The following is an 8,597-nucleotide window of genomic DNA, read 5'->3' on the forward strand; positions in this document are numbered from 1 at the left end:
TATAAGGAAAGCTTTATATCAGGCATGGCAACGGCCAAAGCTCTCCTCAACCATTGAGGATCTCAACACATGCGTTCCAGTTTTCTCTTCACCTCCGAATCGGTTTCCGAAGGCCATCCCGACAAGGTCGCCGACCAGATCAGCGACACCGTCGTCGATCTGTTCCTGAGCAAGGACCCCTATGCGCGCATCGCGTGCGAGACGCTGACCACCACCAATCTGGTCGTGCTCGCCGGCGAAATCCGCTGCAAGGGCGTGTATGAGAATGGCGCATGGGCCGAGGGCGCGCTCGCCGAGATCGAAGCTGCCGTGCGTAACACGGTCAAGGAAATCGGCTACGAACAGTCGGGCTTCCACTGGGAAACCTTCGCCTTCCACAACAATCTGCATGGCCAGTCGGCGGAAATCGCGATGGGCGTGGATGAAGGCGCGAACAAGGACGAAGGCGCTGGCGACCAGGGCATCATGTTCGGTTACGCCACCGACGAGACGCCGGGCCTGATGCCCGCGACGCTGTATTACAGCCACAAGATCCTCGAGCGCATGGCGGCAGACCGCCATTCGGGCGCAGCGCCGTTCCTGGAGCCAGACGCCAAGAGCCAGGTCACGCTGGAATATGAGAATGAAGTGCCGGTGCGCGCGACCGCTCTGGTCGTCTCGACCCAGCACAAGGCCGGCTATTGCCTGCAGGGCGACAATGCTAACCCGGCGCTATACGAAGAACTGCACGCCTATGTCTCGCGCGTGCTGACCGAGACGCTGCCCGAGGGCTTCGTCACCGACGCGACCAAGATCTACATCAACCCGACCGGGGCCTTCGAAATCGGCGGGCCGGACGGCGATGCGGGCGTTACGGGCCGCAAGATCATCGTCGACACCTACGGCGGTGCTGCCCCGCATGGCGGCGGCGCATTCTCGGGCAAGGATCCGACCAAGGTCGATCGCTCGGCGGCCTATGTCTCGCGCTACATGGCGAAGAACGTGGTTGCAGCCGGCCTTGCGCGCCGCTGCACGATCCAGCTCAGCTATGCGATCGGCATTGCCGAGCCGCTGTCGCTCTATGTCGATCTGCATGGCACCGGCACCGTGCCCGAAGCCAAGATCGAGGAAGTGCTGCCGCAGCTCGTGCGCCTGACGCCGAAGGGCATTCGCGAGCATCTGAAGCTCAACGCCCCGATCTACAAGCGCACCGCCGCTTACGGCCATTTCGGTCGCGAGCCCGATGCCGACGGCTTCACCTGGGAAAAGACCGACCTGGTCGACGCCCTGAAGGCAGCCGTGGCGTAACAGCTTGCGCTAAACTGCTGGGACTTTAGGCTCCCCCGGTATCGCTTGGCGATTCCGGGGGAGTTTTTCATGCGCCTGCTTTTAGCTGTAATTGCGCTTTGTCTGGCGGCTCCCGCGATCGCGCAACAGCCCCCGCAATTGAAGCTCGGCGCGACCGAGCCCTATCGCCACAAACCCACAGGCCTGATGGTTCCGACCACGCTCGATGGCTTGCAACGCACTTCCGCAGTCGCCTACGTTCCCGATCTCGACGAAGCGTTGGGTTTCGACAATCCCGCCAACAGCGAAACGCTGACGGTCTATCTGTTCCGCAACGTCACCGGATCGGTGCCCCTGTGGTTCGACCGGATCGACTGGGTTGCGAGCCACCGCGACATTTTTGGCGGGCTGGTGTCGCTGCACGCGCCCGCCGCCTTCACGCCGACGGGCCAGGGCAATGCAAGCGGCCTGATCGGCAGCTATAGCGTCGGAAAGGGCCCGTATCGCAGCACCGCAATCGCCTTCCTGCCGCTCGGCGCCGACTGGTATGTGTCGGTGCGCTATTCATCGAAAACCCTCGACGGCGCGACGCTGGAAACGCATGTGCGCGCGGTCGTCGCGGCGATCGGCTGGCCGCAAACGATCACACCGCAACCCGCCGCCATACCGGTTGAAAATTGCACGACCCCGCTCGCCCTGTCTGGCGAGGCCAAGCCGCTCCGGCGGGACAAGGCGGTGGGCAGCGCGCTGCTGTTCGGCGCCTTGCTGTCGAGCGCATCGACCGACGAGAAGCAGAAGATCGCAAAGGACGAACCTGCGGCCCCGCCCATAACCTGGTGCCGCGACATCGCCGCCTCGATCGGCATGGGCAGCAGCGGCGTGTATCGCCCGCTTGGCACCAGCGACCGCTATCTCATCGCCTATCAGGATGCCGGACGCGGCCTGATGGTCGAGCCCGACACGCTATCGGCATTACTCGACAAAAAGGCGAAGCCATCCTGGTCGCTTACCGAATATGAAGTTGGCGCGGCGGGCAGCTACATCCCGCGCGACCGCTTGCCGCCGCCCGACCAAGCGCTCACCATCGTCCGCGCGGAACATTATGCCAGCAAGGCCACGACCTGGGGCGAAAAACGCGACATCCAGATCGATGGCGGTATGCTGAAATAGTACCCCTGGCGGAGACCGTTACGGACGGTTTGACGAAAAAGCCGATGGATCAAAGCGCGCTGGCGGCGGTCGGCGGGTCTGTTGTTCGCCGTCCGATACGACTGCCACCGCCTGCGTCGAGGCTGCCTGGACATTGAAGCGCAAGTCGTCCGCGAGGTATGCGGTCACGGCGGTATCCGCGGGCAGGCGACCGCTGGTGCCGTGAATGAACAGCATCGGCCAGGAAATGAACAGCGCACCACCAATTGCCAGCACGCCCTGCCCGTTGCCCTGCCGCGCGGTGCGACCCGACAAGCGGATCGGTCCGTTCGGCGTCTGCACATAGTCCAGCCGAATATCGAGCTGGCCGCGCTTGCCGAAATGGCCGTTGCGTTCGGCGCGCATCACTTCGCCCACCGCGATTGACCCGACCGGCACCACCACCTGACCGCGATAGACGAGCGGTTCGGCCACTTCGAGATAGAAGCGGTCCCCGGCGTGATTGTCCTTGGTGTTGAGTTCGGTGCGCGTGGTCAGTTGCAGGGCCGTCCCCATCGGGAAATATGCCGTAGCAGACGTTACCGCAGCCGGAGCCGCCCACTGTACAGTATATTGCGCCCCAGCAATTGCTGGTGTGCAAGACGCGAGTAGAATTCCCGCCCAATGTGTAAATTTCATCAGTACACCCCTATTGCCGATACCGATGCTTCTATACTTCTTTTATAATACCAATATTTAGCATTTGAGATAAATACTGCCTTAAGCACATCGTCATGTGCTCGCCCTGCCGTTCATCCCGCGTGATCGTCGATAATATCCGGCGATGGCCGCCATCGCCGGGCTCGCTCCAATCCGGCGGTAACGGGCCCATTCCGCGCCGCGCCTTTCGGCATTTCGTGTCTGCAGCGCGCCCGAATTTAGCTTACCCCCAAAATAACCATCGCACCGCGCACCCCATCGGGCGTCCGAGCGTCTATCAATAGACAAGGGTCACCAAAGGAAGCGTCTCTTGTCCGGTCAACACGCACGTCCAAACGATGAGCAGGAGCATGACTTTGAACTCGTCATGGCCTTCCAGCCCATCATGGATGTCGTGGCCAACCGTACCTGCGCTTATGAGGCGCTGGTGCGCGGTCCCAATGGGGAGGGGGCCCTCGAAATGCTGGCGCAGGTAACGCCGGAAACGCGCTATGCCTTTGACCAGCAATGTCGTGTGGCGGCGATACGCCAGGCCGTCACTGCGGGAATCATCTCGACCGGCGCGTTGCTCTCGATCAATTTCCTGCCAGAAGCCATTGAGGACCCAGTCGCGGACAGCGAACGCACATTGCACACAGCGCGGGAAACGGGGTTTCCCCCGGAACGGCTGACCTTTGAGTTCAGCGAATGCAACCGGCTCGACGACGCTCAGCTTGAGCGCGTTGCGCGTGCCTATCGCAAGATGGGGATGGCCACGATCATCGACGATTTCGGATCGAGCGACTGGGGCCTGGCGCTGATGGGGCGCTTCCTGCCCGATGCGATCAAGCTGCAACCCGAATTGGTGCGGGGTTTGTGCGGCAGTTGGGCGCGACGGCTGGTGGTCGAGGAAACCTTTCATCTGGTCTCGCGACTGGGCGTGAAGGTGATTGCCGAGGGCGTTGAGACGCGCGCCGAATATGACAAGTTGCGCGGCATCGGCGTGCGCTACATGCAGGGCTATTATTTCGCGCGCCCGCAGATCGGAAAACTGGTTCGCCCCGAAACGGCGCACGCGGCCTGACCCGGCACCCGCCGCGCGGGAAAAACACCGACAGCGGCGCTTTGCAGGCGCGTGCGCGCTCGCTAGAGCCTGCGCGGATGACCGATCCGATGACCACCCGCCGCCTCTATGGCCGTCGCCAGGGCCATAAATTGCGCCTGGGCCAGGCCGATCTGGTGGAGACGCTGCTCCCGCAAATCAGCGTGCCGACCGAGGGACCGCTCGACGCGACCCGCCTGTTCGGCAACGACCGTCCGCTCGAAGTTGAAATCGGCTTCGGCGCGGGCGAGCACCTTGCAGGTCAGGCGATGGCCAGACCCGACACCGGCTTCATCGGCTGCGAGCCCTTCCTCAACGGCGTGGTCGGCGCCTTGGGGCATGTTCGCGACGAAGAACTGGACAATGTCCGCCTGCACATGGGCGATGCGCTCGACGTGCTCGAACGGCTGCCCGATGCATCGCTGTCGCGCGTCTATTTGTTGCACCCCGATCCGTGGCGCAAGGCACGCCACGCCAAGCGCCGCATGGTCAATCACGGCCCGCTCGACCTGATCGCGGCCAAGCTGAAGCCCGGCATGGAGTTCCGCCTCGGCACCGACGACCCGACCTATTGCCGCTGGGCGATGATGGTGGTGGGCCAACGCCGCGATTTCGTGTGGACCGCGCGGGAGCCCGCCGACTTCCTGAACCGCCCCGAGGACTGGCCCGAGACCCGCTACGAACGCAAGGCGCGCCGTCAGGGGCGCGAGGTCTGGTATTTTATTTTTAGGCGTACAGCCGCCAACCCTGGCGTATAATTGTCATCCTAGATCAATAACTTACCTCGACATACACTTCCTAACGTAACCCTCGGTTTCCGCCACGATGATTGCTGGCTGATTGCTGAGAGCAGAGGAAAGGTATGGTCATGGCGACTGGAAAAATCACCAAGCGGACGGTCGATGCGCTGATGTCGGCCGGTAAAGCAGACTTCTTTTGGGACGACTCTCTCAAAGGCTTCGGTGTCAAGATTCTTCCCACGGGCAGAGCAAACTACATCCTGCAATATCGGATGGGTGGCGCAGAGGCGAAGACGCGACGCTACACGATCGGCATGCACGGCTCGCCTTGGGCGCCGACGACCGCGCGGATGGAAGCCGAACGCCTGTCCATCCTCGTCGCACAAGGTATCGATCCCGGTGAAGCGGCAAAGCAGCAACGCCGCGAAGCTGTCGATCTCGCCTTCTCAAATTTCGCCGATCGGTTTGCGAAGTCCTGCAAGGGCGAGGGCTGGCGAAAGCTGGCCGATCAATGTCTGCGGCTGCACGTAAAGCCGGTCTTACGTGACAAGGCTCTAACCAAGATCACGCGGGCCGATATCGTGGCCGTCCTGGATCGCATGCCCGACGAACAAGTCGGCAATCGCCGAAATGTCTTCGGTGTGATGCGACGCTTATTCCGCTGGGCGGTGAGTCGCGGCGATATCGACCGCAGTCCGCTAGAGGGCATGGAGACGCCGCCGGCAGTCCAACCGCGAGATCGCTGGCTTCAGGACGACGAGCTTCGGCGTATCTGGCTGCACGCCCCCGAGACCCACCCATGCTTCGGGCCGATCATACGCTTGCTGATGCTGACCGGGCAGCGGAAGGAAGAAGTGAACAATATGTCGTGGGCCGAGGTCGATCGGCTCGGCAGGCTATGGAGCCTTCCGGGAGTGCGCACGAAGAACCGCGAGCCCAACCGGGTTCCCCTCAACGACCTGGCCATCGGTGTTCTGGACGATCTTGCGGGCGGCGAAAAATGGCCGCGGCAAGGCCGCATTTTCGCGACGTCGACCGGCGCCCGGTACACGGGGTATCACAAGAGCAAATTGAAGATCGATCGACTGCTCGCGAAAGATGGCGGCAACGCGGTGCCGGCATGGCGTCTTCACGATCTTCGGCGAACGGTCGCGACGGGGTTTCAACGTCTAGGTGTTCGGTTCGAGGTGACAGAGGCGGTGCTCAACCATGTCAGCGGATCGCGCGCAGGGGTCGCGGGAATCTACCAGCGCCACAATTGGAAAACCGAAAAAGAGGAAGCGCTGCGCGACTGGGGCAACCACATTGCGGCGCTGTTGGCGGGACCGCCACCGCAGGCTGATCCGGTGTGCACCGGGCAGCGGCAGAAGCCAGCATTGAGACTGGTCGCCTAATTGGCTTCGACTGAAGGCCGGCGCTTACCTGGCGTGACAATCAGTCGCGCCAGGTCTTGGCGAAGCAATTGCCGTTACGGTGATTTCGGAAAAAGGGGCACGAGGCGTCGCGATCAGTCGTCGTCGTCATCTGCCAACGGCACGATTGGAAGGTAGAATAAGACGAATGAGCGGGACTGGAGCACACATCTCAAGAAGGCGCTAGCGGCGAACAGCGCTACAGCCCAAATAAATCATGTACGTGCCCGATCGCTGCCCTGCTTTGAGCGGCGATTCAGAATTTGATCGATGTAGCGATCTATCAGTTGCACGCCCTTTTCCGAAAGGCGGGCGACACGCCGACGGCCATCCCCGGGATCGTTCAAGCGTTCGACCAATCCCGCTTTTTCCAAAGCACGTATATACCGCAGCCCGGTCGATGATGGTGAGTCCGCGCCCGCGCATATCGACAAGCTGGATGGCATGTCCTCACCTTCATAGCGGCCCCTCAAGTCCAGCAGGATATCCCAGGCCGGCTCGCCAAAGAGCGCATTGTCGAAGAGCCGGGTCCGCTCCCTGCGATCGAGATAGAGTGCCCTCGCCACAGCGGCATGGTCGGTCTCCGTGCCTTCCCTCGGAGGGTGCGGTCGTTGAGCGGTGTTATTCGCCCGGACGGCCGACGGCTCGATTGATGAAACGGATGTGGTCATCGACGCGACCTCCGTTCAAATACCAAGAGGGAAGTTGCCAGGACCACGCCGGATCCATTCGGTAGCGCTTCAAACGTCGTCGATGGCGCCAGGTGGCGACGGCAAGCATAATCAGCAGGAGATACGACCAGATCGCAACCATGCTCCCATAAGCCCAAGGCACGATATCGGAGCGCAGCCCGGTCAGATGTGACATTGTAACTGCCCCTTGCACGGCTGCCACCCAGATTGGCCAGTAACGTGCGGACAGGATGCTGAGCAGATAGACGGCGAAGAATGCGAAGAGATCGACGAAGAAAACCGACCACTCGACTCCGCTGAATCGGCCGCTCATCGGCTCGACAACAAGAAGGCTGAGTTCGAAATCCGCGATCAGGATAAGTGCGCCGAGCCGCTCGGGTGCGCCGCCGCGGATGAGCGCGAACAGGCAGCAGCCGACATAGAGCAAGTCGAAGATGAGAATCCTGAGCATTGGCATTGGCGATCTTCATGGGAGCGCCCTCCGTCAACCGGCAATTGCATCCGGCATATTCTCGACGGTGCGATCGCTCGTGCTGGCGATGGTCGGCAGCGGAATTTTGTCGCCGCCCGCGATCTCGGGAATGCGCAGATCCCGTCGTGTCGCGTCAAGGCGCAAGTGACCGCCGGCCGCCTTCTCCATGGCTTGGGAGATGAACGCGATCGACGCGACAAAATGACTTATCGCGTCCTGACCGACGACACCCGAAACATTGGCCCGCGCGCGTGCATCGGGTAGCAGGCCAACGAGACGCGACCCACTCGCCAATGCGCGGTCGAGATCGGTTTCGAAAGCTCTAAGCTGACAAACTATCTCACCCGCGATCTCGTGACGGGTAATCTGCGTGCGACGCTTTTCCATGAACGACATAATGAACGACCCCCCGCGGCCAGACGGCCGCCCTTGCATGACGGGCCGAAGTCAGTGCGAGAGCTTGACGACAAGCTGGGAGAGTTCAGACGCGCCAGCTACGATCGCGCCTCCGCCGATGGCCACGAGGCCAAGGACGAGAAGCGGCCACAACAAGCGCCACCCCAAGCTCAGATCGTTCCAGGGTCTTCCTCGCGTTGCGACGGGAAGGCTGATCGATCCAGTCGTCAAAGCCGCCTCAAATGCTGTGGCTTCGGCAGGGCTTGTTTCGGGCTGAACCACCTCGCCCCGCCATACCGATTCGTTGGTATCCGATTTTTTGGGGGTGTCCTCGGCATTCCTGAGCATCTGAGCCGCGCTCAGGCTGTCGCTCGTGCCGAGCTTGCGTCGTGCAGACTTCAGATGCTCGTTCACGGTGTGGACCGACAGACCCGTCGTATCCGCGATCTCCTTGGCCCGCATAGGTACAAGGAGCAATCGGAGGCACTCTTTCTCTCTTTTGGTGAGCAGATCGATGGACATGGCGCACCGCCAATATAGGGGGTGCGCTATCGTAGATTAAGCCATTTTAGCTCGATAATTCGTCAGCAAATTCAATAGCCTGATGCGGAACTCGCAAATTGCTGGCGCCGCCCTGCTGCTCGGGGAGGGAAAAAACGTCCCGACAATCCCTCTCCCGAGCAGCCCAGA

Annotated in this window: 10 protein-coding genes; 5 read left to right on the forward strand and 5 right to left on the reverse strand. The window is 61.6% G+C overall.

What is annotated here, in order from left to right:
* The first annotated feature begins 69 nt into the window (after positions 1-69).
* Positions 70-1,287, forward strand: a complete 1,218-nt coding sequence (gene metK, locus WC704_RS05085) for a methionine adenosyltransferase (RefSeq protein WP_372888900.1) — start codon at positions 70-72, stop codon at positions 1,285-1,287.
* A gap of 69 nt (positions 1,288-1,356) precedes the next feature.
* Positions 1,357-2,436, forward strand: coding sequence for a hypothetical protein (locus WC704_RS05090; RefSeq protein WP_372888901.1), 1,080 nt, complete (start codon positions 1,357-1,359; stop codon positions 2,434-2,436).
* Positions 2,437-2,454: 18 nt separating this feature from the next.
* Here WC704_RS05090 and WC704_RS05095 read toward each other — a convergent pair whose 3' ends face one another.
* Positions 2,455-2,970, reverse strand: a complete 516-nt coding sequence (locus WC704_RS05095) for a hypothetical protein (RefSeq protein ID WP_372888902.1) — start codon at positions 2,968-2,970, stop codon at positions 2,455-2,457.
* 511 nt (positions 2,971-3,481) lie between these two features.
* Here WC704_RS05095 and WC704_RS05100 point away from each other — a divergent pair.
* The 3 genes from WC704_RS05100 (at position 3,482) to WC704_RS05110 (ending at position 6,329) form a co-directional block, all read left to right on the forward strand.
* The gene (locus WC704_RS05100; protein ID WP_372888903.1) at positions 3,482-4,177 is read left to right on the forward strand and encodes an EAL domain-containing protein; all 696 of its coding nucleotides are present in this window, start codon (positions 3,482-3,484) and stop codon (positions 4,175-4,177) included.
* Between the two features lie 77 nt (positions 4,178-4,254).
* A complete protein-coding gene (gene trmB, locus WC704_RS05105; RefSeq protein ID WP_372888904.1) occupies positions 4,255-4,953 on the forward strand; it encodes a tRNA (guanosine(46)-N7)-methyltransferase TrmB in 699 nt (232 codons plus the stop codon).
* A gap of 110 nt (positions 4,954-5,063) precedes the next feature.
* On the forward strand, positions 5,064-6,329 hold the full coding sequence (locus tag WC704_RS05110; protein WP_371421284.1) for a tyrosine-type recombinase/integrase: 1,266 nt from the start codon (positions 5,064-5,066) through the stop codon (positions 6,327-6,329).
* Positions 6,330-6,562: 233 nt separating this feature from the next.
* On the opposite strand, the gene WC704_RS05115 is transcribed toward WC704_RS05110, so the two are convergent.
* Genes WC704_RS05115 through WC704_RS05130 form a run of 4 tightly spaced genes read right to left on the reverse strand, consistent with a single transcriptional unit; the run spans position 6,563 to position 8,429 of the window.
* Entirely contained in the window at positions 6,563-7,018 is a 456-nt protein-coding gene (locus WC704_RS05115; RefSeq protein ID WP_371421283.1) for a winged helix DNA-binding protein, read from the reverse strand.
* On the reverse strand, positions 6,969-7,496 hold the full coding sequence (locus WC704_RS05120; RefSeq protein WP_371421282.1) for a hypothetical protein: 528 nt from the start codon (positions 7,494-7,496) through the stop codon (positions 6,969-6,971). Before WC704_RS05120 ends, WC704_RS05115 begins: the two co-directional genes overlap by 50 nt.
* 27 nt (positions 7,497-7,523) lie before the next feature.
* Complete coding sequence (locus tag WC704_RS05125; RefSeq protein WP_371421281.1) at positions 7,524-7,907, reverse strand: hypothetical protein; 384 nt, start codon at positions 7,905-7,907, stop codon at positions 7,524-7,526.
* Positions 7,908-7,958: 51 nt separating this feature from the next.
* Positions 7,959-8,429, reverse strand: coding sequence for a helix-turn-helix transcriptional regulator (locus tag WC704_RS05130; protein WP_371421280.1), 471 nt, complete (start codon positions 8,427-8,429; stop codon positions 7,959-7,961).
* Between the last annotated feature and the right edge of the window lie 168 nt (positions 8,430-8,597).

Origin of the sequence: Sphingomonas sp., from assembly GCF_041661885.1 — a bacterium.
Taxonomy (GTDB): domain Bacteria; phylum Pseudomonadota; class Alphaproteobacteria; order Sphingomonadales; family Sphingomonadaceae; genus Sphingomonas.

What these genes read in the sequence shown, in the direction of transcription:
- WC704_RS05110 (WP_371421284.1), top strand. Translation starts at nt 5,064, where the DNA reads ATGGCGACTGGAAAAATCACCAAGCGGACGGTCGATGCGCTGATGTCG.
- WC704_RS05130 (WP_371421280.1), bottom strand. Translation starts at nt 8,429, where the DNA reads ATGTCCATCGATCTGCTCACCAAAAGAGAGAAAGAGTGCCTCCGATTG.
- WC704_RS05095 (WP_372888902.1), bottom strand. Translation starts at nt 2,970, where the DNA reads ATGGGGACGGCCCTGCAACTGACCACGCGCACCGAACTCAACACCAAG.
- metK (WP_372888900.1), top strand. Translation starts at nt 70, where the DNA reads ATGCGTTCCAGTTTTCTCTTCACCTCCGAATCGGTTTCCGAAGGCCAT.
- WC704_RS05120 (WP_371421282.1), bottom strand. Translation starts at nt 7,496, where the DNA reads ATGCCAATGCTCAGGATTCTCATCTTCGACTTGCTCTATGTCGGCTGC.
- WC704_RS05115 (WP_371421283.1), bottom strand. Translation starts at nt 7,018, where the DNA reads ATGACCACATCCGTTTCATCAATCGAGCCGTCGGCCGTCCGGGCGAAT.
- WC704_RS05100 (WP_372888903.1), top strand. Translation starts at nt 3,482, where the DNA reads ATGGCCTTCCAGCCCATCATGGATGTCGTGGCCAACCGTACCTGCGCT.
- WC704_RS05090 (WP_372888901.1), top strand. Translation starts at nt 1,357, where the DNA reads ATGCGCCTGCTTTTAGCTGTAATTGCGCTTTGTCTGGCGGCTCCCGCG.
- trmB (WP_372888904.1), top strand. Translation starts at nt 4,255, where the DNA reads ATGACCGATCCGATGACCACCCGCCGCCTCTATGGCCGTCGCCAGGGC.
- WC704_RS05125 (WP_371421281.1), bottom strand. Translation starts at nt 7,907, where the DNA reads ATGTCGTTCATGGAAAAGCGTCGCACGCAGATTACCCGTCACGAGATC.